We start from the raw sequence: 23,977 nt of genomic DNA on the forward strand, positions 1-23,977 counted from the left end.
CCCCCGACGAGGGGGCACGAAACCCGGCAACCAGCACGAAGCGCACGCCGTGGAGGTCGCCGGGCAACCGCCGGTGGGGTGAACTTCCCTCGCCACCCGGGCTTGCTGGTGGCTACCGGTTTGGGCCACCAGGCTCAGGGGAACACCGCAGCCCGGCGCACCTGTGGCACCTGTGGCACCTGTGGCACCTGTGGCGCGTCCGGTGCGGCCCGGGTACCACTACCGCGCTCGGTGCCGCCCGCGTGCCTGCCACGCCGGCGCCTTCCGTCGCCACTCAGCCCACTCAGCCCTGCACTGCTGCGGTGGCTGCGGTGGTCGGGTCACCCCCGGAATAGGCGTGCCACAGCCGTGCGTAGCGCCCGTTGTTGGCCAGCAACTCATCGTGGGTGCCGTCCTCGACGACCCGGCCCCGATCGAGTACCACGACGCGGTCCGCGCGTGCGGCCGTCGTCAGTCGGTGCGCCACGACGAGCGTGGTGCGCTTGCCTACGAGCCGGTCGGTGGCCTGGTTGACCAGCGCCTCAGTGGCGAGGTCGAGCGCGGCGGTCGCCTCGTCGAGCAACAACACGTCCGGGTTGACCAGTTCCGCCCGCGCCAGCGCGATCAACTGCCGCTGCCCGGCCGAGAGGTTACGTCCACGCTCGGTGACCTCATGGAGATAGCCGCCGACCAGCGTGGCGATCATGTCGTGCGCTCCGACCGCCCGCGCGGCGGCTTCCACCTCGGCATCGGAGGCGTCGGGGCGACCGTAGGCGATGGCATCTCGTACGGTCCCGGGGAACAGATACGGCTCCTGCGGCACCACACCGAGCCGGTGCCGGTATCCCGCCAGACTGAGCTCCCGCACATCCATCCCGTCCACAGTGACCCGGCCCGACGAGGGGTCGTAGAACCGGGCGACGAGCTTGACCAGGGTGGACTTGCCCGCACCCGTCTCCCCTACGAACGCGACGGACTGACCCGCCGGAATCCGCAGGTTGATCCCGGACAGCGCCTCCTCGGGCTGGTCCGCGGGCCCGTAGTGGAACCGTACGTTCTCGAATGCGATGTCGCCCCGCAGCTCGCGCACCTCGCGCGGTGCCTCGGCCTCCGGCGTCGTCGTCGGCTCGCGCAGCAACTCCTGGATGCGGCGCAGCGAGACGGACGCTTGCTGATAACCGTCGAAGACCTGGGAGAGCTGCTGTACGGGGGCGAAGAACAGATCGATGTAGAGCAGATACGCCACGAGGGCGCCCGTCGTGAGCGTGCCATCGCTGACCCGTCCGGCACCGACGATCAGGACCAGGGCCGCGGCCACCGACGACAGGAGTTGGACGAACGGGAAGTAGACCGAGATCAGCCACTGGCCGCGCACCCGGGCCTGACGGTAGCCGTCGCTGCGCTCGGAGAAGCGCCGCCGACCGCTGGTCTCGCGCCGAAACGCCTGCACGATGCGCAGCCCGGCAACGTTCTCCTGAAGGTCGGCGTTGACGCCGCTGACGCGTTCGCGGGCGAGTTCGTACGCCTTGACGCTTTGCCGCCGGAAGAAGATGGTGCCGATGACAAGGAGCGGCAACGTCGCGAAGACGACCAAGGCGAGCTGGAGGTCGATCACCAGAAGCGCGACCAGGATGCCGAAGAAGGTCAACAGGCTGACCAGCGCGGTAACCAGGCCGGTCTGTAGGAAGGTGGAGAGCGCGTCCACGTCGGTGGTCATCCGGGTCATGACCTTGCCGGTCAGCTCGCGCTCGTAGTAGTCGAGGCCGAGCCGTTGGAGCTGCGCGAAGATCTTGACGCGGAGCGCGTAGAGGACGCGTTCGCCGGTCCGGCCGGTCATCCGGGTCTCGCCGATCTGCGCCGCCCATTGGCCGAGCACCACGAGCAGCGCAAGCCCGGACGCGGCCCACACGGCGTTCAGCGCCGTTTCCTGCACGCCCTCGTCGATGCCGTGTCGGATCAGCACCGGCAGCAGCAACCCCGCCAGGGCATCCAGCGAGACAAGCAGCAGGCTCAGGGCGAGCGGCTTGCCGAAGCCACGCAGCAACTTCCGCAGCCCATACGAGCTTTCCGCCCGGGTGGCCTGCTTCTCATCGACCTGTGGGGTGTCGGTGGCAGGCGGCAGCGCGGCCACCTTCGCCAACAACTCAGGCTCGCCCGGCATCCCGGCCATCGCGCCCGCGGCAGCCGTCCTCGCAGCAGCCGTCTCGGCCGTGGTCTTGCCCGGCGTGGTCTTACCCGCGGCAGCCTTACCCGCGGTCATACCCTCGGCGGCCTTGCCGGGGCCGCTTGCGGCGATGTCGTCGCCTTCCGCGGCGTCGGGACGCACCCACAGTTCCGGGGTGATGGTGAGCGCGGCGGCGCGCGCCTCGCGGGCTCGCCCCGCGGCGTCGGAGTGTGCCGCGGGGATGTTCCCCGCCGCTGTCTCCGCAACCGATATCTCCGCTATCTCCTCGGCTATTCGGTCATCGAGCCCCGGTATTCGATCTTCTGGTATTCGATCGTCGGGTATCGCGTGGGGTCGGCGGCCGGCGGACTCTGCTAGGTGCCCACCGGGGCCGGACAGGCTTCGTCCGCGGTCGTCCGGCGCATGGCCCGCACGGCCGGCACGGCGCTCGTCGAAACCGGGGGCGTCGCTGTCCGGAGCGGACGGGCGGGCTGCGGGCGTGAGAAGCCCTGCCGCGGCGGACTCGCCGCCGAACGTCCCGGCGAGCGACGCTCGTATTCCTCCCGGCCCCGCGCCCTCGGCCCGCTCAACCCGCTGGGTGCGGCCCGGCGCGGACGAGTCCGCGCCCGTCCCGCCACTGTCATCGGAGCCCAAGCCCGAGCCGGAGCCCGAGCCGGGGCCCTTGTCCAGGGCCGCATGCGGGGGTCCGGCCTGGTAGCTCAGACCGGCCGCGTCGTGCGGTACATCGCCCAGTTCGTCCGGGTCGGTCAGCAGCCGGCGGTAGAGCGGGCACCGCTCGGTGAGCTCGTCATGGGTGCCGACGTCGGCGAGGCGCCCGCTGTCGAGCACGGCAATCCGGTCGGCGAGGGCCAGCGTGGACTGACGGTGGGCGATGAGCAGCGTGGTACGGCCGGCCATCACGCCGCGCAGCGCCTCATGGATCTCATGCTCTACGCGGGCGTCCACCGCGGAGGTGGCATCGTCGAGGACCAGCAGCCTGGGGTCGGTGAGAATCGCCCTGGCCAGGGCGACCCGTTGGCGCTGGCCACCGGAGAGAGTCAGTCCTTGCTCGCCGACCTCGGTGTCGTAGCCGTCCGGCAGGTCCATGATGAAGCCGTCTGCCTGAGCGGCGCGCGCGGCGGTGCGTACCTGCTCGTCGGTGGCGTCGGGCAGCCCGTATGCGATGTTCTCGCGCACGCTGGCGGAGAAGAGAAAGCTGTTTTCCGGAACCAGGCCGATGGCGGCGCGCAACGACTCGAAGGTCAGATCGCGTACGTCGTGCCCGCCGATCCTGACCGAGCCGCCCGTCACGTCGTAAAAGCGCGGTAGCAGCAGCGACAGCGTTGACTTGCCGCTGCCGGACGCGCCGACGACGGCCAGCGTCTCGCCCGGGGCAATGCGCAGCGACACGTCATCGAGCACGGGGCGCAGGGGTGTGCCACGCTCACCGGGGCCGGCCGCAGCGGCCTTGGCGGGCACGTCGGCACCGGCCTCGACCGTCTTGGCCTTGGCATCGGCCGCGTCCGCCGTAGTGGGCGCGGCGGTATCGGCCTCGACCGTCTTGGCCTGGGCATCAGCCGTGTCCGCCGTAGTGGGCGCGGCGGTATCGGCCTCGACCGTCTTGGCCTGGGCGTCGGCGACGCCGTATCTGAAGGTGACGTGAGCGAACTCGACCGTCGCGGGTGCGTCGTCGGGCAACTGCTTGGCATCCGGCCGTTCCGCTATGGCCGGCTCGGTGTCGATCAGCTCGAAGACCCGCTCGACGCCGGCGCGGGCCTGCTGGCCGACGGTCAGCATCATGGTGAGCATGCGGACGGGTCCAACGAGTTGCGCCAGATAGGTGGAGAAGGCGACGAAGGTGCCGAGGGTGACCTCTCCCCGCGTGGCCATCCAGCCGCCGAGGGCCAGCATGGCGACCTGACCGAGCGCGGGCACCGCCTGGAGAGCCGGGGTGTAACGGGAGTTGAGACGCACGGTCCGCAGCCGGGCCGCGAACAGCCTACGACTGACCTCGCGCAGCTTGCCGGTCTCCTGCTCCTCTTGGCCGAAGCCCTTGACCACCCGCACGCCGGTGACCGCGCCCTCCACGACACCGGCCACAGCTGCCGCCTGCCCCTGCGCGTACCAGGTCGCGGGGAAGAGACGGTCACGGCTGCGCGAGGCGATGAACCACAGGGCGGGGGCCACGGCCAGCGCCACCACGGTGAGCAGCGGGGACAACGTCACCATCACGATCAGCGAGATGATGAAGAGCAGAACGTTCCCGATCATCATCGGGATCATGAACAGCAGGCCCTGCACCAGTTGCAAGTCGCTGGTACCACGACCGACGACCTGGCCTGTGCTCAGCTCGTCCTGCCGCTTCCCGTCGAGGCGGGAGATCGACTGGAACATCTCGGTCCGCAGATCGTGCTGCACATCGAGGGCCAAGCGCCCGCCGTAGAACCGTCGGATGTACGTCAACCCGTACACCACGAGAGCGGCGACGATCAGCAGCACAGCCCACGGGGCGAGCGACCGGTCGTTGGAGACGATCACGTCGTCGATGATCAGCTTCGGTACGAGCGGGACGAGCGCCGTGACGGCCATGCCAGCGAGCGACGCACCGAGCGCGAGCACCACATTGCGCCGATACCGCCAACAGTAACGGGTCAGTCTGCGCGCCCAGCCCTCTTGCTTTGCGCTGGTCGTCGCGGCTGTCGCTGTCACTCCCGGCCTCCCCGCCTGATGGTCATCATCGGAAGGCTGCAACGCCGTGGCGTGCGGATTTCATTCCGCTGTAACAAATGAAGGCGCGCACAGGGGGCATACAGGGGGCGTACACATGATCGAGCGCCGGGTTCACGCCCCCTAAGCGCCGGGGCTCATACCCCCGGCCCAGGCCGGCGAGGCGGGCCCGCGGCGCCGGTCCCGCACCTCGCCGCAGCAGTCCCCGCCCCACCCAACACAGCCCACAGCCCACGCGCCGATCTCGCCAGCCAGGCGGGGTAACCGGGCAGCCCTCACAGGACCCAGGCCGTACATGACAACTCCTGCACCCAGCTAGGCCGCCGCGACACCCACCCCCTCAGGCAGCACGACGGCAGCGGCGCAGTGTGTCGCGACGTCATCGAGGCGCAGGCCGAGCGTCACCGCCAGGGCTGCGATGGTGAAGAAGGCCGGGGTCGGCGCCCGGCCCGTCTCAATCTTGCGGAGGGTCTCGGCGGAGATGCCGGCCCCGGCGGCGATGACGGCCATGCTGCGTTCGCCGCGTGCCTGTCGCAGCAGCAGCCCGAGGTGACGGCCGCGCTCGCGTTCGAGCGGAGTAAGAGGTGTGCGCACCATGCGACCATTCTAATACCGGTATAGTAATAACGGTACGAGCAAGGGCGAGCCGCCACGGCTACGCCCTCATTCGCCCTGCTCACGCGCCAGCGAAAGCGCTGGCTCGTGAGCTCGGCTGACGGCGGCGACCTGCGAGTTCGCCGTAGGCACAACACGAAAGGCCACAGCGAGATGGTGGAGATCAAGACTGACGCCGCGCTCGACGCGATGCGCGAGGCGGGCCGCGTTGTGGCACACGCGCTGGCTGCCGCGGAGAAGGCGGCGGCGATCGGCGTATCGCTCCTCGAATTGGATGAAGTGGCGCGCGACGTGCTGCGGGCTGCGGGTGCCGGCTCCCCGTTCCTGCACTACCAGCCGAATTTCGCCACGACTCCGTTTCCCGCCGTGATCTGCGCTTCGGTCAACGACACGATCGTGCACGGCATTCCGGACGGCTACCGACTGCGCGACGGCGACCTGGTCAGCATCGACTGCGGGGCCTCGCTCGACGGCTGGACCGGCGACGCCGCCGTCAGCTTCACCGTAGGCACCCCGCGCCCCGCCGACGTGCAGTTGATCGAGACCAGCCGCAAGGCCCTGGAGGCGGGCATCGCCGCTGCCGTGCCCGGCGCGCGAATGGGCGATATCGGGCACGCCATCGGCAGCGTCGGACGGGCCGCCGGTTACGGCATCCCCGCCGACTTCGGCGGCCACGGCATCGGGCGGCAGATGCACGAGGACCCACCGGTGCCGAACGAGGGCAGGCAGGGCCGGGGTTTCCGGTTGCGGCACGGCCTCGTGCTCGCGCTTGAGCCGATGTTCCTTGCGGGCGGCGGGGATACGTACAGGGAAGACGCGGACGGTTGGGCGCTGCGTACGACTGACGGCAGCCGGGCCGCGCACAGCGAGCACACGGTGGCGATCACCGACGACGGCCCGCGCATCCTCACCCTCCCGTAACCCCTGCTCCTGTGGGCGGCTCAAGCGACTCGCGGGGTGCCACAGCGCAGAACGAGGCGGGTCGAGGCTCCGCGAGACATATACGGCACCGCATCCCGCTTTCCCCGGCACCGCACAGGCCAACCGCCCGCGCCGCGTCGTCCCCCGGCCCATCAGCCCGACACCCCGAGATCCCGTCGAGCCGTCGAGCCGTCGAGCCGTCGAGCCAGCCTCGCCGACGCGGGTGCCGCCCACCCCTCGGGGGAACGGCGCAGCGCTGACTCGGACTTCGGCCCTCAGCCCTGCCGCGCCCCTTGTCCCTGCTGTGCTGCCCCCGCCGCCTGCCGCGGCTCCTGCGCCTTCTGTGGGTCCTGCGCACTGGCCCTGCCGGCACGCCGGTCAGCGCCCGTCACCTTCAGCTCCGCGACCCCGGCGCGCTCCGGCTCGGCCGCCGGCGCGCGGCTGGCCCCTGACGCCGCCTGCTGCGCTCCCCGCACCGGCGCTCCACTGCCCTCCGGCTGCGCTCCACTGCTCGACTGCGCCCCATGACCCGGTTGCACCTTGTCGCCTGGCTTCGCCTCCTGCGGGCCACGCAACCAGACGCGGACATATCGGGCCGTGGTCGGAGCGGGGTCGGCCGGGTTCCAGCGGTGCCAGTCACGCCCGTCGAGCGAGGTGCTCAGGGTGTACGCGACGGGCCGGACCTTGGTCCAGTACGGGGAGATCGCCGAGACCCGCACGGTGCGACCGAGGTCGGCGGTGAGCGTGCCCGATGGGCTGTCGGGGGCCCACGAGGTGGCGGTGCTGCCATCCAGCGCGGCCCCCGCGTACCGGCCAGGCTCCTGCGAACTTGCCTTGCCCGTACGGCACCTGGCGACATTGTCGCTGGGCACGAGGTCGGGGCGGCGGGTCTTGAGCACGGCGGGCGCGTCCGCGCTGACGACCTGCCGACCCTGCGGGGTCTCGATCTCAAACGGCGCGCCGCCAGTCAATCGCACCGTGGTCTCGTGCGCGCCGATGGCCACGTCGTACGTCCTGCCCTGCCAGCGCAACCCGCGCAAGGTGACTCCGGCAGCGAGTTGCGGCGGTAGCAACGGGTCGAACCGCACCCGATCCTCACGCATGCGCAGTCCCGTGAGGCCATGCGTGAAGACCTGGAGAAGTCCGCCTTTTCCGGTGAGGAAGTCCTGCGACGGAGGGCCGGATAGCGGGTCGGAAGCGCCCACCTTGCCGCCGCGCGCCTCGGAGAACAGTGCGAACGGTCCCCGCATGAACGGCCTGCTCGCGCGCTCCAGGTAGGTATACGTCGTGCAGCCGGGCTCCCCGAGGCCGGCCGCGATGACGGAGTGCGCCGAGTCGGTCATGGCCGGGCCATCGGGGTCGGTACGCGCGGCGTAGTAGTCGAGGGTGTTGCTGGCGACCTTCTTCGACATGGGCCACTCCAGCGGGTATCGGAGCAGCACCGTGTCAGCCTGCTTGATGGTGGTGCCCCGATAGCCGTCGTACTGCTGGAATACCTGCCGCTGCGCGTCGAACGGAATGCGCAGCTTGCCGGCGACCCGATTCCACTCGGCCGGCGCACGCTCACCGAGGAGCGTGGCCGCCCGGGTGGCGTGCCGTAGTGCAGTGGCGGCGCCCGCGTTGGTGAATACGCCGTCGTTTACGCCGTTGCTGTATTCATCAGGGCCCGCGACGTTTTTGATCGAGTAACTGCCGTCTGGGTTACGGGTGGCGCGTCCAGCCCAGAACTCGGCGATGCCCTTGAGCAGTGGCCAACCCCGTTCCCGCAGCCACCGCTTGTCGCCGGTGGCCAGGTAGTGCTGCCAAGCGGCGAGCGAGATATCGCCTTGTAGGTGGTTTTGGGTGACACAGTGGGGCGGGTCCCAACTGTGGCATTCCTTCCACAGGTCGCCATGGGAACCGCTGGTCCAGGGGTAGAACAGGCCCGGATAGCCGAGCTTGCGGGCGTTGGCACGGGCGCCCGCGCCAGTCTGATATCGGTACTCAAGCACCGACTTGGCAAGCTCGGGCCGGGTGGCGACGAGCCCTGGATACATCCAGAGTTCGGCGTCCCAGTAGATCTGCCCGGCGTAGTTGTCGCTGGTCAGGCCAGTGGGGGCGATGCTGTCGCGGGAGCCGTGCCGGCTGCCCGAGAGCAGCCCGTACTGTGCGGAGCGTACCCAGGACTGCACATCCGGCCGCCCGCGTACCTCGATATCGGCCCGCCACAGCTTCTCCCAAGCGGCCGTGTGCCCGTCGAGCATCCGTTCCCAACCGAGAGCGGCGGCCTGCTGCGAGGCCACGGTGGCGGCGTGGAGCGGTGCGCGCGAGGTGCGGGCGGTATGCACGCCGACGTACTTGGTGAACTCGTACGATCTGCCGCGCTGAGCGGGGAAGCTGACCGACTGTTCGGCGCTCAACTCACGCACGCCACGGGCGAGGGCCGGCGCGCCCGGTCTCGATGCCGGATTCCGGTGGTCGTGGCTGTGGCTGTGGCTGTGGCTGGCGCCATCGTCGTGCACGCCGTGCCCCGCACGCAGCGTGGACACCACCGCGCCATCGATCCGCGTGCCGTCCGTACGGAACGGCACCGCGACGGTCCGATCATGGGTCCGCCGCTTTTCCGGCCCCGCCTTCTGCTCCTGTTGCCGCCCTTGCTGCTGTTCTTGCTGCTGTTCTTGCTGCTGTCCTCGGCGCACCGCCGGCCCTTCGCCGCGCGTGCCGCTGATTCGGCGCGCGCCACGCCCGTCGAGCAGGTCGGTGACGGTCGCTGTACCGCTCCAGCGCGGCGTCATCCGCAGTCGCACGGCGCCCACGTGAGCACGTACGCGGTCGGTAAGCACGTCGTACACCAGGTCGGTGGCGCGGCCATTGGTCGCGGTCCAGGTGAGTGAGGTACGTACCAGCCCGCAGCGGAGAAACACCGTCTGCCGATAGTCCGAGATGCGCCCGATGGGGGTCTGCGGGGTGAAGATCTCGCCCATCGCGCCGCCGGTACGCACGTTCAGCCCGGTCCAGGTCGGCAGCGCGGCGATGACCTGCCGGTCTTCGGTGACCTTTGGGTGGTGCGCGTAGAGCCCCGCGGCGAACGCCCCGTCGTAGCGCGGTGTGTACAGCGGATAGCCCGTCTTCCCTCCCGGTGCGGCGTACCCCATGCCGAGCGGCGGCACGCGGTGGCCCAGGTAGCCGTTGCCGACGTATGCGTGGTGGCTGTCCTTGGGATCGATCCGGTCCGCACTCAGGGCCCAGCCGGCGCGCCGGTCCTGCCCATCGCCTCGATCGTGCCCGTCATGCCGGTCATGCCCGTCACGTCCGCAGGAGAAGCCGGGGCCAGGGGTGCGGTCGAGCGCCGTCGCCGTGCCGTGCGCGCCGGTGCGGGCGCCGCTGCCGCGGGGTCCGTGGTCCCGGGCATCGGCCACGGCCGGCAGCAGCGCGACGGTGACGGCTCCGGCGAGCAATGAGGCCAGGACGGGCACCGCGCGGTGCTGCGTTCGCCCCCCGGAGCCGCGCGGCACGGCGAAGCCCCGCGGCACGGCGAAGCGGGCGCGGTGCGGGGGGTGCGGGGGGTGCACGGCGGCGGAGCCGGCGGCACGGGTCGGATGGGCCTGGTGAGCTCGGGGACCAGCGAGGTCGGAAGGGCTTGTGCGGCCCGGGGAGTACGTCATCGTTCTCCGTCGCATGGTCGGCGGGACGCCAGCGAAAGGCCAACGGAAGGCCCGCGGGGAGCGAGAAGGCTGAGAAGGGGATGCGCGGGCGAGCGCAAACGTGAGGAAGGCAGCAGTGGAAGGCAGCAGTGAACATAAAGAGAGGAACGTGCCGCGTCAATGACGAGCGCGGCACGTTCAATGGTTAAACGGATGAGTCATTCGGTTGGCGGTATTTTTACGTTTTTCGCCTACCTGTGAGGTGCCTCGTAGGTGGGCACACTGCACACGACGAGACTGCGAACCTGCAAGAGTTCGCGACCGCGCGCTTGCTCAGACCTCGTCACGTACGCGCGCACTCGTCACCTACGTGCGCACTCGTCACAACCCGCCGCAATCTGTCACGGCTCGCCACAACTCATCACAAGGGAGCGGCTACAGCGAGCGTTGCGCCCCGATCTGCCGGGACATGATCGTCGTCAGTTCGTACGCCGTGTGCGAAGCCGCGACCGAAGTGATCTCCGCGTGGTCGTACGCCGGGGCGACCTCGACCAGATCGGCCGAGACGAGGTGACAACCGGCCAGGCCGCGCAGTATCTCCAGGAGTTCGCGCGAGGTGATGCCGCCCGCCTCCGGAGTCCCGGTGCCGGGTGCGTGGGCCGGGTCGAGCACGTCGATATCGATGGAAATGTACAGCGGGCGGTCGCCGATGCGCTGCCGCAACTGGTCCGCCACCTCGTCCACGCCGCGCCGCATCACATCGGCGGACGTGACGATGCCGAAGCCCATCTTCGCGTCGTCGTCCAGGTCCTTCTTGCCGTACAGCGGACCACGCGTACCGACGTGGGAGAGCGCGGAGGTGTCCAAGATGCCCTCCTCGACCGCCCGCCTGAACGGCGTGCCGTGCGTGTACTCCGCGCCGAAGTAGGTGTCCCAGGTGTCCAGGTGCGCATCGAAATGCAGCAGCGCGACGGGGCCGTGCTTCTTGGCAACCGAACGCAGCAGGGGCAGCGCGATGGTGTGGTCGCCGCCGAGGGTCATCAGCCGCGCGCCGGTGGCCAGCAGGTCATCCGCCGCGGCCTCGATCGTCTCCACGGCCTCATTGATGTTGAACGGGTTCGCCGCGATATCGCCGGCGTCGGCGACCTGGGCAAGTGCGAACGGCGACGCGTCCTGCGCCGGGTTGTACGGGCGCAGGAGCCGCGATGCCTCCCGGATCGCGTTGCCGCCGAAGCGTGCGCCGGGGCGGTAGGAGACCCCCGAGTCGAAGGGGACACCGACCACGGCGACGTCCGCCGTGCCGCCCACCTCGTCGAGGCGGGGCAGCCGCGCGAAGGTCGCGGGCCCTGCATAGCGCGGTATGCGGGACGAGTCGATGGGGCCTACGGGCTCCCGGGGGGCACTGCTCATGCGACTGCCTCTCATGCTCTTGTGCCTGCTGCTGTCATCGTCGCGGCCCAAAGGCGACCCCGCGGCCGGCGGCTCTGCGAGGACTGTCCCCCGCGGAGCGACCCTGCGCGAGCGGACCGCGACGCGGCGGCGCACAGGTGCTCCTGGAGGGTACGGCCGGCTCGGCTCGCTCCGACATATACGTTCCGAAGCGGACCCCCCGACCGTTTTCGCCATGGTGTCCATGACGGCGGTCACGCCCGCCACCTTCGCTCCCTACCGAAAACGCCCCCCTGTGGGCGTTTGTACCCCTCGTTGATCAAACGTTCAGGTGACCTCGGGCCACGCGCGGCACAATGGGCAGCATGCCGATACCCAGTCCCGTGCCCGACCGGGCCGAATTGGTCGACCACCTGGTCCGTACCCGCATTGCGGGCAACGTCGCCACTCCCCGCGAGAACAACCTCTCCCACTACCGCAAGCTCGCGAACGGCGACCGTCACTTCTGGCTAGGTCTGGAACTCGGCGATCGCTGGCGCGATGAGCAGGACGTATTGGCCGTCATGGCCGAGCGGTGCGGGGTGATCGACGACCCCGAGCACCGTACGGGCCAGGACACCATCGACCCAGAGCTCACGGTGGACGCGCTGGACCGCAAGGCGGCGGTGTTGCGTAAGGCGGCGGAGAGCCAGAGCCGGGTTCTGTTCGCGACCGGCCACCCCGGCGGCCTCATCGACGTACACCGCAGCGTCGCGGCCGGGCTCCGGGCAGCCGGCTGCGAGATCATGGAGATCCCCGGCGGACTCCAGGCCGACGAAGGGTTCGTCTTCCAATTTGCCGACGTGGCGATGTTGGAGCGCGGTGCGACGCTGTGGCACACCCACTCCCCCGAGCCGATGACCGCCATCCTCGACGGGCTGGTCCGGGACGGTCGCCCGCTGCCCGATCTGGTGGTCGCCGACCATGGCTGGGCCGGCTGCGCGGGCCAGCGTGGCATCGACGCAGTCGGGTACGCGGACTGCAACGACCCGGCACTGTTCCTCGGCGAGGCGGAGGGCACGCTGGCGGTGACGGTCCCGCTGGATGATCACGTCACCAACCCGCGCTTCTACGACCCGATGACGGCGTACCTGTTGGATGCGGCTGACCTGGTGGCGCTGCCGTAGCCGTACAGGGCTGGTGGCCTCTTCGTAGACGTACGCGTAGGCGTACGAGAACGGTAGGCAGCGCGGCACAGGGGGCACGGGGGGGCTCCCCGGCAGCGCGTGCGGGCGTACGGGGGCTTGCGTCGGCGGCACCCGCGCGAGGGCGTACGCGGCGGCGCCCCCGGTAAAGCTGAGGGCGCCGCCGCGAGCCGCCGCCGCGGGGGCGGCACAAGACCACTGACCGAATGGTCGAAGGACCCGGCCGGTCCGCGCGTGCGGAAGGGCTACCGGCCGGTCCGCGCACGCGGGGTGCGGATCAGCCCCTCCTGGATCACCGAGACCGCAAGGCGTCCGTCCGCCGTGAAGATGCGGCCCTTGCCCAGGCCACGGCCGCCGAACGAGGACGGGCTCTCCTGGTCGTACAGCAGCCACTCGTCGGCACGGAACGGGCGGTGGAACCACATCGCATGGTCCAAGCTGGCGCCCACCACATCGCCGATCACCCAGCCGCCCTTGCCATGCGCGAGCAGGATCGAGTCGAGCAGGGTCATGTCGGAGACGTAGGTCACCAGGCAGATGTGCAGCAACGGGTCATCGTGTACGCCGTCCAGCTTGCCGTTCGTACGGAACCACACCTGTGACCTCGCGTCGCGCGGCCGTCCGGCGCTGACGAACGGCGGGTCGTCCACGTACCGCAGATCGACCGCGGCCCTGGCCTTGATCAACCGCGGGATCACCGATGGATCGGAGAACCGGTCCGCATGCCTGCGTAGCGTCTCCTCCGTGGTGGGCAGGGTCAGCGGGTCGGGCGCGGCGGGCATCTCCTCCTGATGCTCCAGGCCGCCCTCGACCCGTTGGAAGGAGGCCGAGAGATGGAAGATGGGGTGTCCGTGCTGGACGCCGACCACGCGGCGGGTGGTGAAGGAGAGTCCGTCCCGGATGCGATCGACGGTGTAGACGATCGGTGCTCCGGGATCGCCCGGGCGCAGGAAGTACGCGTGCAGCGAGTGCGGCGGACGGTCCTCCGGTACGGTGCGGCCCGCGGCGACCAGCGCCTGGGCCGCCACCTGGCCGCCGAATACCCGGGGCACCAGCGATGCGCGGCTGGTACCACGGAAGATGTCCCGATCGATCCGTTCCAGGTCGAGCAGGTCAAGCAGGTCCTCAAGTGCTTCGCTCATGATCGCCCGGACCCGCCTACAGGCCCATGGACTTGGCGACGATGGAGCGCATGACCTCGCTGGTGCCGCCGTAGATGCGGCTCACACGGGTGTCCGCGTACAGCCGGGCGATGGGGTACTCCATCATGTAGCCGTATCCGCCGTGGAGTTGCAGGCACTTGTCGATGACGACGGCCGCGCGCTCGGTGGTGAAGAGCTTGGCGGACGCCGCGTCGGCGGCGGACAAATCACCCACATCGTGCGCTTCCAGCGCGCGGTCCACGACCGCCTGCATGGCGTCCACTTCGGACTTGCAGTCCGCGAGTACGAACTTGGTGTTCTGGAAGGAGGCCACCGGCTTGCCGAAGACCTCACGCTCCTGGACGTACTTCTTGGCGAACTCCACGGCCGCGGCGGCTTGGGCGTACGCGCCGACCGCGATGCCGAGCCGCTCCTGCGGAAGGTTCTGGCCCAGGTACGAGAACGCCTTGCCCTCCTCGCCGAGCCGGTCATCGACGGGCACCTTGACGTCGGTGAAGGAGAGTTCGGCGGTGTCGGAGGTCTTGAGGCCGAGCTTTTCGAGCTTGCGACCGACCGCGTAGCCATCGGATGTGGCGTCCACGACGAGCAGGGTGATGCCGGCGCGGCGGTCCTCGGGGGTGGGCGGCGCGGTGCGGGCGCAGACGATGACGCGGTCGGCCAGCACCCCGCCGGTGATAAACGTCTTGGCGCCGTTGAGCACGTAGTGCGTGCCGTCGTCGGAGAGCTTGGCGGTGGTCTTCATACCTGCCAGATCCGAGCCGGTGCCGGGCTCGGTCATGGCGATGGCCGTCATCATGTCGCCGGTGACGAACGGCGGCAGCCAGCGCTGCTTCTGCTCCTCGCTGGCGTACGCGAGGAAGTACGGGAGGCATAGCGCGGTGTGCACGCCGGAGCTTCCGAAGCTGACCCCCGCCCGCGCGCACTCCTCGGTGATGACGGCATTGAACTTGAAGCTGGTCTCGCCCGCGCCGCCGTACTCCTCGGGCACCTCGATGCCGAAGACGCCCAGCTCACCAAGTTGCTTGTAGAACTCGCGCGGGGCCTGGCCGGCCTCGATCCACTCGTCGTAGACCGGCACGACCTCGGCCGCGATGAAGTCGCGGATCGTCTGGCGGAACGCCTCATGGTCCTCGTTGAACACCGTACGGCGCACGCTGCCTCCTTTGTGCGGCTGAATCTCCGCCCGGCGGAAGCGGGCGGTGCCCGTTCCGCGCCGGGCGCGGTCACTCGTCTCGTGGTTACTGTGCTGACGGTCGCGGCGGCCTGGGGGTCACGGTCATGGACGATCACGAGCCCGGAGGCTGGCTAAGCGCTCGCTCAGAAAAGTTACCCGCGGGTCGGGTGGGCTGTCCAGGGCAGGCCGGTCGGGGCTGGCTGAGGGCACCGGGCCATCGCACCCCTACAGTCGCAGCACGCAAGATGAGTAACAGGACTCGAACCCGTTACTCACCCCCGCACAGGCGGGGGACCACCGTCATCGCCGCCGTCTTGACCGATGCCGCTCACCCCCGCACCCGCGGGGGACCACCGGCTCGTCGCGGTGCGGGGCCGGCGTAGCTTTCACCCCGCACGCGCGGGGACCACGCGCCTTAGAGCGCCTCCAGCGCCCCATGAGCCAGGCGCCGCAGGAGGGCGGCGGTGTCATCGCGGCCGGGCAGGATGCTGGAGTGCCCCAGGTGCGGGGTGGAGTTGAGCAGCCCGAACACCGCGTGTACGGAGGCCCTGACCTGGGCCTCGGTCGCGTCGGGGCGCAGTTCTCGGACGACGTCCACCCACAGCTCGACGTACTGGCGTTGGAGTTGGCGCACCAGCTTGCGATCGCTCTCGCGAAGCTGGCCGAGCTCACGGTCGTGCAGGGTGATCAGCGGGCGGTCGTCGAGGGCGAACTCGATGTGCCCGTCGATGAGTGAGCCGAGTACGGCGGCGGGCCCCGCGGAGTTTTCGGCCGCCTCGCCGACCCGCCGCTTGCCGCCGGCGAGCAGCCTGCCGCTGATGCCGACCAGCAGTTCGGCGAGCATCGCGTCTTTGCCCGCGAAGTGTCGATAGAGGCCGGGGCCGCTGATGCCCACGGCAGCCCCTATCTCATCGACCCCGACGCCGTGGAAGCCGCGCTCGGCGAAGAGCCGGGCAGCCTCGGCGAGGATTTGCTCCCGCCGGGTCGGCGCCGGGGCCTGCGTGCTCAGAACTGGTTCGCTCACACAACCATTGTAGACAGCGGCGTTAGTCATCGTTAACCTGACGGAGACAGTTAACGCTCATTAACCGAGCAAGGGAGCTCGACGGTATGGGGCAGGCACCAGTGCTGGCCAGCAGCGTCGATCCGGCGTCCGACGCCTGGCGGGTAAACGAGGCGGCGCACCGAGAGCTGGCGGCTCAGCTGCGGGAGAAGCTCGCGGCGGCGCGACTCGGCGGCGGCGAGCGAGCCCGAGCGCGGCACACCGCCCGCGGCAAACTCCTGCCGCGCGAGCGGGTCGATGCACTGCTCGATCCCGGCTCCCCCTTCCTTGAGCTGGCCCCGTTGGCCGCCGATGGGATGTACGACGGGCAGGCACCGGCGGCCGGTGTGATCGCCGGTGTGGGCCGGGTCGCGGGTCGCGAGGTGGTCGTGGTCGCCAACGACGCCACGGTCAAGGGCGGCACGTATTACCCGATGACGGTCAAGAAGCATCTACGGGCCCAGGAAGTAGCCCTGGAAAACCGTCTCCCGTGCCTGTATCTGGTGGACTCCGGCGGCGCGTTCTTGCCGATGCAGGACGAGGTCTTCCCCGACCGCGACCATTTCGGCCGGATCTTCTACAACCAGGCCCGGATGTCCAGCGCGGGCATCCCGCAGATCGCCGCGGTCCTTGGCTCCTGCACGGCGGGTGGGGCCTATGTTCCGGCGATGAGTGACGAAGCGGTCATCGTCCGCGAGCAGGGCACGATCTTCCTGGGTGGCCCGCCGCTGGTGAAAGCAGCCACGGGTGAGGTCGTCTCCGCGGAGGAGTTGGGCGGCGGCGAGACGCACTCCAAGATTTCCGGCGTCACGGACCATCTGGCCGAGGACGACGCACACGCCCTGCGCATCGTGCGCACCATCGTCTCCACACTGCCCGAGCGCGGTTCCCTGCCGTGGGCGGTCGAGCCGGTCCGGGAGCCTGCCGTGGACCCCCTGGGGCTGTACGGGGCGGTGCCGGTGGACTCTCGTACGCCGTACGACGTGCGCGAGGTGATCGCCCGGGTGGTTGATGGCTCGCAGTTCGCGGAGTTCAAGGCCGAGTTCGGGACGACGCTGGTCACGGGCTTCGCCCGCATTCACGGCCACCCCGTAGGCATCATCGCGAACAACGGCATTTTGTTCTCCGAATCCGCTCAAAAGGGCGCCCACTTCATCGAGCTGTGCGACCAGCGCGGCATCCCGCTGGTCTTCTTGCAGAACATCTCGGGCTTCATGGTCGGCAAGCAGTACGAGGCGGGCGGCATCGCCAAGCACGGCGCCAAGATGGTGATGGCGGTGGCCTGCGCCCGGGTGCCGAAGCTGACGATGGTCATAGGCGGCTCGTACGGCGCAGGCAACTACTCCATGTGCGGCCGTGCCTATGCGCCACGCTTCCTGTGGATGTGGCCCAACGCCAAGATCTCGGTGATGGGCGGGGAGCAGGCTGCCTCGGTCCTCGCGACCGTCAAGCGGGACCAGTTGGAGGGGCGCGGCGAGGAGTGGAGCCAGGAGGACGAAGAGTCCTTCCGCGCCCCGGTCCGTGCGCAGTACGACGCCCAGGGCAATGCCTACTACGCGACGGCGCGGCTGTGGGACGACGGGGTCATCGACCCGCTGGACACCCGCACCGTGCTCGGCCTGGCGCTCACCGCCTGCGCAAACGCGCCGCTGCCCGGCACTCCCGGCTTCGCCAGCGCGGACGCGGCCCCCGGCTACGGCGTCTTCCGGATGTGAGGGGCGCACCATGACGAGAGCACAGACGGCACAGACAGCACAAGCGACACAGGCAGCACAGACGACACAGCGGGTGGCCGGTCGGTCGGCGGCCCACAAGGCGCCCGGCTCGCGGGCCGGGCAGGAGGCGGAGCGGGTGACAGCGGCAATGTTCGACACCGTGCTGGTTGCGAACCGTGGGGAGATCGCGGTCCGGGTCATCCGCACGCTGCGCGAACTCGGAGTGCGGTCAGTGGCCGTCTTCAGCGACGCCGACGCGGATGCCCGGCATGTGCGCGAGGCGGACACAGCCGTGCGGATCGGCCCTACGGCGGCGGCCGAGAGCTATCTGTCCATCGAGCGGCTGTTGGACGCCGCGGCGCGCAGCGGAGCCCAGGCGGTCCACCCCGGCTATGGCTTCCTCGCCGAGAACGCCGCGTTTGCCCGCGCCTGCGCGGACGCGGGCCTGGCTTTTATCGGTCCGCCCGCCGATGCGATCGAGCTGATGGGCGACAAGATCCGCGCCAAAGAGACGGTGCAGGCTGCGGGTGTTCCGGTCGTGCCCGGCTCGTCGGGCAGCGGGTTGAGTGACGACCAACTCATCGAGGCAGCCCGCGAGATCGGCACCCCCGTGCTGCTCAAGCCCTCCGCCGGGGGCGGCGGCAAGGGCATGCGACTGGTACGGAACGAGGCGCTGCTCGCCGATGAGATTGCGGCGGCCCGCCGCGAGGCGCAGGGTTCGTTCGGCGATGACACGCTTTTGGTCGAGCGCTGGGTGGACCAGCCCCGGCACATCGAAATCCAGATCCTGGCCGACGCCCACGGCCATGTCATCCACCTCGGCGAGCGCGAGTGCTCCCTCCAACGCCGGCACCAAAAGATCATCGAGGAGGCGCCGAGCCCGCTCCTTGACGAGACGACCCGGGCGGCCATGGGCGAGGCTGCGGTTCAGGCCGCGCGGTCCTGTGGCTACACCGGTGCGGGCACCGTCGAGTTCATCGTCCCCGGCAGCACCCTGGCCGCGGGCAGGGACCACCAAGGCCCGGGCGATTACTTCTTCATGGAGATGAACACCCGGCTCCAGGTCGAACACCCGGTCACCGAGCTGGTCACCGGCCTCGACCTGGTCGCGTGGCAACTTCGGGTCGCGGCGGGCGAGCCGCTCCCGTTCACGCAGGCGGACATCACGTTGACCGGGCACGCGGTGGAGGCCCGCATCTGCGCCGAGACCGTCCGTGCCACGGCCGACGGGGATCGGGTGGACTTCCTCCCCTCGGCGGGCACGGTCGCCGCGCTCAGCGAGCCCGCCGGCGAAGGGGTGCGGGTCGATTCCGGGCTCTCGGTGGGCAGCGAGGTGGGCACCGCGTACGACCCGATGCTCGCCAAGGTCATCGCGTACGGCCCAGACCGCGCGACCGCGCTGCGACGACTGCGGGCCGCCCTCGCCGAGACCACCATTCTCGGCCTTGATACCAACACCGGGTTTTTGCGCCGTCTCCTCGCCCACCCCGATGTGGTCTCCGGCGCGTTGGACACCGGCCTGGTAGACCGCGCTGCGGCGGCGCTGACCCCGGCGGCCATCCCGGCCGAGGTGTACGGGGCGGCGGCCCTGCTGCGGCAGGCCGCCCTGGAGCCGGCCGCTCCCGCAGCGGCCGGTTGGACCGACCCGTTCTCGCTGCCAACGGGCTGGCGGCTCGGCGGCGACACCGCCCCCACCGTGCACCACCTGCGCGTTCCGGGTCACGACCCGGTGGCCGTGCAGGTGCGCGGCCGGGCGCATGATGCCGAGGTCGCGATCGCAGACGCAGCGCCGGTCACCGCCCGGCTGATCACCCAGAGCGACACGACGAGCGGGACGACGGGTGCCTCCCGGGTGCTCCTCGAATGGGGCGGAGTCACCCAGGTCTTCTCCCACTCCCTCGCCGGCTCCCCGGGAGACGCTGTGGGAGGCTCCTGGCTGGCGCGCGACGGTGACGCCTGGCATGTCGCCGACCACGATCCCGTGGAGGCCGCGCTGAGCGGCAGCGCCGCCGGCGCACACGCGGGCACCCTGACCGCCCCGATGCCCGGCACGGTCACCGTGGTCAAGGCCGCCGTTGGCGACACGGTCACGGCGGGCCAGGGGTTGCTGGTCGTCGAGGCGATGAAGATGGAGCATGTCATCGCCGCGGTGCATGACGGCACCGTCACCGAGCTCGATGTGCGACCGGGCAGCACGGTGGCCATGGACCAGGTGCTGGCCGTGGTCACCCCGCACGAAACGGCGAGCGAGCCCCCGGCCGAGCCCGGTCCCGCCCCGGGCACGGAGTCGGCCGCTGACGGCGCCGCGGCCGTTCCCCAAACCCGTACGGCCGATGCCGCGGCCGGGCACGAGGAGGGCACACGATGATCGAGGGTCTGCCGATGGCCGTCCCCGCGCCGGGCGCCGGCCTTCCGGCTCGGGTCCGTATCTACGAGGTCGGCGCGCGCGATGGCCTCCAGAACGAAAAAGCGATCGTGCCCGTTGAGGTGAAGGCTGAGTTCATCCGTCGCCTCGCCGCCGCCGGGCTCGGCACGATCGAGGCCACGAGCTTCGTCCACCCCAAGTGGGTGCCCCAACTCGCCGATGCCGAACAGTTGATGCCGCTGCTCGACGGGCTCGGCGTGGGCCCCGGTGGCACTAACGGCAGCGACAGCAGCACTGGGGACGCCGCCGCTCGCGAAGGCGCCCACGGCGGCGCTGGCACGACCGGAACCAGCCCACTCGGGGCCAACCCAGCCCGGACCAGCCCGGTAGGGACCAGCCCAGCCGGGACCAGCCCAGTCGGGATCGGCAGGGCCAGCGCCAGCACGGCCGGGGCCGACGGTGCGGGCGGTGTCCGGTTGCCGGTTCTGGTGCCCAATGAACGCGGTGTGGACCGTGCGCTGGCGCTCGGTGTTCGCGATATCGCCGTCTTCGGCAGCGCCACCGAGTCGTTCGCCAAGGCCAACCTCAACCGCACGGTGGACGAGGCGCTGGCCATGTTCGCACCGGTGATCGCCAAGGCTGCCGGGGCGGGGGCCCGGGTGCGCGGTTACCTGTCGATGTGCTTCGGTGACCCCTGGGAGGGCCCCGTGCCGATAGCGCGGGTCGCCGACATCAGCCGCCGCCTCCTGGACCTCGGCTGTGACGAGCTGAGCCTGGGCGACACCATCGGCGTCGCCACTCCCGGCCATGTCTCCGCGCTGCTGACCACGCTGAACGAGGCGGGGGTGCCGACCGACCGGATCGGTGTCCACTTCCACGACACCTATGGCCAGGCCCTGGCCAACACCCTCGCAGCGCTCCAGCACGGCGTGACCACCGTCGATGCCTCCGCCGGCGGTCTCGGCGGCTGCCCGTACGCCAAGAGCGCCACCGGCAACCTCGCCACCGAAGACCTCGTTTGGATGTTGCACGGCCTCGGCATCGACACCGGGGTCGATCTCGGCCGGCTCACCGCTACCAGCGTGTGGATGGCCGACCAACTGGGCCGGCCCAGCCCTTCCCGTACTGTTCGCGCCCTCTCCCACAAGGAGCCGTAGCCATGTCCCTCGACCACCGTCTGTCCGCCGAGCACGAGGAACTGCGCAAGACCGTCGAGGCGTTCGCGCACGATGTCGTCGCACCGTCGATCGGCGAGTTCTGGGAGAACCACCAGTTCCCGTACGAGATCATCCGCGAGATGGGCCGCATGGGCTTGTTCGGGCTGCCCTACTCCGAGGAGTACGGCGGCATGGGCGGTGACTTCCTCGCTCTGTGCCTGGCCATCGAGGAGTTGGCCCGCGTGGACTCCTCCGTGGCCGTGACGCTGGAGGCCGGCGTTTCGCTCGGCTCCATGCCGATCTACCTGTACGGCACCGAGGAGCAAAAGCGCACCTGGCTGCCGGACCTGTGCTCCGGTGCCGCGCTGGGCGCCTTCGGGCTGACCGAGCCCGGCGGCGGCTCCGACGCGGGAGGCACCCTCACCACGGCCCGGCTGGACGAGGAGACCAACGAGTGGGTGATCAACGGCACCAAGTGCTTCATCACCAACTCGGGCACCGACATCACCTCACTGGTCACGGTCACCGCCGTCACGGGCCGCAAGCCCGATGGACGTCCACTCATCTCGTCGATCATCGTGCCCTCCGGCACTCCGGGCTTCACCGTGGGCGCTCCGTACTCCAAGGTCGGTTGGAACGCATCCGACACCCGCGAGCTGTCCTTCTCCGACTGCCGCGTCCCGGCCGCCAACCTGCTGGGCGAACAGGGCCGCGGATACGCGCAGTTCCTCCGCATCCTGGACGAGGGGCGGGTCGCCATCTCCGCGCTGGCCACCGGGCTCGCCCAAGGCTGTGTGGATGAGTCCGTGGCGTACGCGAAGACTCGTGAGGCGTTCGGCAAGCCGATCGGCGCCAACCAGGCCATCCAGTTCAAGCTCGCCGACATGGACATGCGTGCCTACACGGCCCGTACGGCCTGGCGGGACGCCGCAGCCCGGATGGCGCACGGTGAGCCGTTCAAGAAGCAGGCATCCATGGCCAAGCTGTATAGCTGCGAGGTGGCGGTCACCAACGCCCGCGAGGCCACCCAGGTGCACGGCGGCTACGGCTTTATGAACGAGTACCCGGTGGCGCGCATGTGGCGCGACTCCAAGATCCTGGAGATCGGCGAGGGCACCAGCGAGGTGCAGCGCATGCTGATCGCCCGCGAGCTCGGCCTGGAAGCCTAAAGCCACTTCCCAGCGAACCCCGTTCCCGCCCGCCGCTCGTTGTCCACCCCGCCCCGCCCATTTCCGCCCTGCCCGCTCCCCCACTCTGCCCGTTCCGCACGTGCCGCGCGCCCCCACGGCGTCCGTGCAGCAGCCCCGCGGAACGGGCAGAGCCCACCGTCCATGGCGACAGCGCGTGGAAGAATCCAGGTCATGGCGGAGATCATCCAAAAGGACGGCACATGGACCTTCGACGGGGAGGCCATACGTATCGTGCCGGGGCGGGACAAGAGCGTCAGCCCCGTTCGGCAGGCGCTCGGTGAACTGGTCGTGCCGTTGCAGGTGTTGACGGGAGTTTCCTTCGAGGTGGGCCGCAAATCGGGACGGCTACGGCTGCGCCTGCGGGAGGGCTCCGACCCGTTGTTGCAGGCGGTGGGTGGGTGGCTGCCGGACGGCGCTGACCCCTATCAGCTCTCGGTCGAGCCGGACCGCTCGGGCGTCGCCGAGTACCTCGTAGATGAGGTCCGCAACGCGCTGCTCCTGGAGCAGGTGCCCGCAACACCGTGCGACCGATATCTGCTGCCCGGCCCACCGGTACCGCTGTCGGCTTCGGCCGGTGACGCCACGGCCTCCTTCGACGGGGAGAACATCCGCCTGGAATGGAACTGGAAGACTGAGGACTCCAAGAAGTCGGCCGGGACCCAGGTCTTTTCGATCGCCGACGTGGACGCCGTGGAGTGGCTATGGCCCGCCGGCCTGGAGAACGGCTACCTCCGCTTCATCGTGGCCAAGGCGCCCACCAAGACGCCACCGAAGTACGACCCGCGCGCGGTCGAGTTGTACGGCTTCAAGAAGGACCCGTTGATGGCGCTGGTAGCGGCGGCGGTCACCGCCCGGATGCCGCACCCTGGCGCGGCGCCCGAGCCCGCTTCCGTACCGGCCCCGGCGTCGGCCGCCGCCACACCGGCCGCGCCCGGCGGAAGCGGAAGCGGAAGCGACCACGATGCGCTGCTACGACGCCTGCGCGAGCTCGGTGAGCTGCACCGCGAGGGGATACTGACCGACGACGAGTTCAGCACCGCAAAGCAGGCCGTGCTGCGCCTCCTTTAGGCCATCCCGTCGTCATTTTCATCGAGCCGTGCCCGATATCGGGCAGATTTCTTGCGAAACTCCTCGCTCACCCGCAGTATCGACGGGTGCTCGATCGCCGTAACCGAAGCGCTGGCGCCAGCCAGACGTCTCATGACGACCTCGTTGACCACCTGGTGCGTAGCTCACCGCTCAACCGCGGCGAGGCCAGCCGGGTGGTGCTCGATGTGCTGGCGTACTTCGATGAGACGACGGAGGAGTTCGTACGCCGCCGCCACCGCGAACTACAGTCCGCGGGGCTGACGAATGCGGACATCTTTGAGCGGATTGCGACCGAGCTGCCGCACCGTGCGGTAGCGCCGCCCGCGCTCTCCCTGCGGCAACTTCGCCGCATTGTCTACGGCTGACCGGGCCACCCTGAACCCAGCAATCCACAGTTCGCCAGGTCAAGACCAGCGGGCCGCGAGCCGACGCATCGGCGGCGGACAGGTCAGCGAGTTGTTGATCGCTCCAAGACATCTA

General features: G+C 69.9%; 14 protein-coding genes and 1 pseudogene. 8 read left to right on the forward strand and 7 right to left on the reverse strand.

Features of this window, described 5'->3' with window-relative positions; translation table 11 throughout:
- Window positions 1–325: 325 nt before the first annotated feature.
- Both FHS42_RS10195 and FHS42_RS10200 read right to left on the reverse strand, forming a co-directional pair.
- A pseudogene (locus FHS42_RS10195) lies at window positions 326–4,852 on the reverse strand (ABC transporter ATP-binding protein); the annotation flags it as partial.
- Window positions 4,853–5,185: 333 nt separating this feature from the next.
- Window positions 5,186–5,467, reverse strand: a complete 282-nt coding sequence (locus FHS42_RS10200) for a helix-turn-helix domain-containing protein (RefSeq protein WP_184571228.1) — start codon at window positions 5,465–5,467, stop codon at window positions 5,186–5,188.
- 171 nt (window positions 5,468–5,638) lie between these two features.
- Here FHS42_RS10200 and map point away from each other — a divergent pair, with 171 nt between their 5' ends.
- Window positions 5,639–6,406 carry a type I methionyl aminopeptidase gene (map, locus tag FHS42_RS10205; protein WP_184571626.1) on the forward strand — a complete coding sequence of 256 codons (768 nt, stop codon included), beginning with the start codon at window positions 5,639–5,641 and terminating at the stop codon, window positions 6,404–6,406.
- Window positions 6,407–6,681: 275 nt separating this feature from the next.
- Here map and FHS42_RS10210 read toward each other — a convergent pair whose 3' ends face one another.
- Window positions 6,682–10,050: a discoidin domain-containing protein gene (locus tag FHS42_RS10210; RefSeq protein ID WP_184571230.1), complete on the reverse strand. Its 3,369-nt coding sequence runs from the start codon at window positions 10,048–10,050 to the stop codon at window positions 6,682–6,684.
- Between the two features lie 414 nt (window positions 10,051–10,464).
- Complete coding sequence (gene speB / locus FHS42_RS10215; RefSeq protein ID WP_184571232.1) at window positions 10,465–11,439, reverse strand: agmatinase; 975 nt, start codon at window positions 11,437–11,439, stop codon at window positions 10,465–10,467.
- A 335-nt stretch (window positions 11,440–11,774) separates the two neighbouring features.
- On the opposite strand from speB, the gene FHS42_RS10220 reads away from it, so the two are divergent.
- Window positions 11,775–12,584 (forward strand): phosphatase, encoded by an 810-nt coding sequence (locus FHS42_RS10220; RefSeq protein ID WP_184571234.1) that lies wholly within the window; start codon window positions 11,775–11,777, stop codon window positions 12,582–12,584.
- A 263-nt stretch (window positions 12,585–12,847) separates the two neighbouring features.
- Here FHS42_RS10220 and FHS42_RS10225 read toward each other — a convergent pair whose 3' ends face one another.
- From FHS42_RS10225 to FHS42_RS10235, 3 genes are all read right to left on the reverse strand, one after another.
- A complete protein-coding gene (locus FHS42_RS10225; protein ID WP_184571236.1) occupies window positions 12,848–13,744 on the reverse strand; it encodes an acyl-CoA thioesterase in 897 nt (298 codons plus the stop codon).
- Window positions 13,745–13,760: 16 nt separating this feature from the next.
- On the reverse strand, window positions 13,761–14,918 hold the full coding sequence (locus FHS42_RS10230) for an acyl-CoA dehydrogenase family protein (protein WP_184571238.1): 1,158 nt from the start codon (window positions 14,916–14,918) through the stop codon (window positions 13,761–13,763).
- A gap of 436 nt (window positions 14,919–15,354) precedes the next feature.
- Window positions 15,355–15,948 (reverse strand): SACE_7040 family transcriptional regulator, encoded by a 594-nt coding sequence (locus FHS42_RS10235; protein ID WP_184571628.1) that lies wholly within the window; start codon window positions 15,946–15,948, stop codon window positions 15,355–15,357.
- A 101-nt stretch (window positions 15,949–16,049) separates the two neighbouring features.
- Between FHS42_RS10235 and FHS42_RS10240 the strand changes: the two genes are divergently transcribed.
- The 6 genes from FHS42_RS10240 to FHS42_RS10270 all read left to right on the forward strand — a co-directional run bounded on the left by FHS42_RS10240 (window position 16,050) and on the right by FHS42_RS10270 (window position 23,862).
- Window positions 16,050–17,696 (forward strand): carboxyl transferase domain-containing protein, encoded by a 1,647-nt coding sequence (locus FHS42_RS10240; RefSeq protein ID WP_184571240.1) that lies wholly within the window; start codon window positions 16,050–16,052, stop codon window positions 17,694–17,696.
- A 148-nt stretch (window positions 17,697–17,844) separates the two neighbouring features.
- Window positions 17,845–20,064 carry an acetyl/propionyl/methylcrotonyl-CoA carboxylase subunit alpha gene (locus FHS42_RS10245; protein WP_184571630.1) on the forward strand — a complete coding sequence of 740 codons (2,220 nt, stop codon included), beginning with the start codon at window positions 17,845–17,847 and terminating at the stop codon, window positions 20,062–20,064.
- Between the two features lie 14 nt (window positions 20,065–20,078).
- Window positions 20,079–21,218 (forward strand): hydroxymethylglutaryl-CoA lyase, encoded by a 1,140-nt coding sequence (locus FHS42_RS36850; protein ID WP_246494510.1) that lies wholly within the window; start codon window positions 20,079–20,081, stop codon window positions 21,216–21,218.
- A 2-nt stretch (window positions 21,219–21,220) separates the two neighbouring features.
- The gene (locus tag FHS42_RS10260) at window positions 21,221–22,387 is read left to right on the forward strand and encodes an acyl-CoA dehydrogenase family protein (protein ID WP_184571242.1); all 1,167 of its coding nucleotides are present in this window, start codon (window positions 21,221–21,223) and stop codon (window positions 22,385–22,387) included.
- A gap of 192 nt (window positions 22,388–22,579) precedes the next feature.
- On the forward strand, window positions 22,580–23,476 hold the full coding sequence (locus FHS42_RS10265) for a DUF4429 domain-containing protein (RefSeq protein WP_184571244.1): 897 nt from the start codon (window positions 22,580–22,582) through the stop codon (window positions 23,474–23,476).
- Window positions 23,477–23,562: 86 nt separating this feature from the next.
- Entirely contained in the window at window positions 23,563–23,862 is a 300-nt protein-coding gene (locus tag FHS42_RS10270) for a hypothetical protein (RefSeq protein WP_184571246.1), read from the forward strand.
- Window positions 23,863–23,977 lie beyond the last annotated feature (115 nt).

This window comes from Streptomyces zagrosensis (genome assembly GCF_014203645.1).
GTDB lineage: Bacteria > Actinomycetota > Actinomycetes > Streptomycetales > Streptomycetaceae > Streptomyces > Streptomyces zagrosensis.